Consider the following 794-nt stretch of genomic DNA (forward strand, 5'->3'; position numbering starts at 1 on the left):
GGCCTGCGCCGACGCGTAGACCGCGTCCCAGGTGCCCGCCCGGATCGGCGTCGAGGTGTCGGCCATGTAGAGGCCCGCAAGGCCGAGCATGCCGACGGGCGCCCGGTGCATCTGCGGCCGCGCGAAGTGCCCCGTCAGGACCTCCTCCCCGATCCCCGGCATCTCGCCGCGCCGCGCCCAGGCCTCCCGCAGGAAGGCGAGGTAGGCGCCGTCGTGCACGGAGAGGATCGGGTCGGCTCCCCGATCGGGAGCCTCGGCGAGGCTGTGTCCGGCTGCCGCAACCGCGTCGCGCAGGACGCGGTAGCGCGCAGCCTGCTCCGGGTGCGGGATCAGGGTGCCCCGCCGGAAGAACTGCGCGGGGTCGTGCCGGAGGACGTTCGGGTGATGGAAGATCCGCATGTCCTGATGTCCTCTCGCCGAGCGGCGGCCGGGGAAGCGGTGCCGGCAATCGAGCGAGCGCCGCCGCCCCCGGCGGGCGCGTCGGGCCGGCAAGGCCGCTCAAGGATGGGCGCCAATCCCGTCATCGCCATTGACATGCCCTCAGATTATCATTTTAATCGAACGAAACGTACCGTTTTTCGAGACATGTCTCGAAACGAAAGCGAATATCGAGGATACGCGATCGGACCGGGGAGGCGGCGATGGAGCGCGCGCACTTCGACTACGTCGTCGTCGGCGGTGGAACGGCCGGGTGTGTGCTCGCCAACCGCCTCACCGAGGACGGCCGCCACCGCGTGCTTCTGCTGGAGGCCGGTCCCCGCGATCGCTCGCCCTGGATCCATCTTCCCATCGGG

The 794-nt window shown here is 70.3% G+C and carries 1 protein-coding gene and 1 pseudogene; one reads left to right on the plus strand and one right to left on the minus strand.

Translation table 11 applies throughout. The features are described 5' to 3' along the window. Window positions 1-399: pseudogene (locus WDW90_RS37655) on the minus strand (histone deacetylase family protein); the annotation flags it as partial. A 242-nt stretch (window positions 400-641) separates the two neighbouring features. Between WDW90_RS37655 and WDW90_RS37660 the strand changes: the two are divergent. Next, window positions 642-794: NAD(P)-binding protein (locus tag WDW90_RS37660; protein WP_336492812.1), on the plus strand; the 153-nt coding region annotated here is incomplete at its 3' end.

The sequence above is a fragment of the Methylobacterium nigriterrae genome (assembly GCF_037106235.1).
Lineage (GTDB): Bacteria > Pseudomonadota > Alphaproteobacteria > Rhizobiales > Beijerinckiaceae > Methylobacterium > Methylobacterium nigriterrae.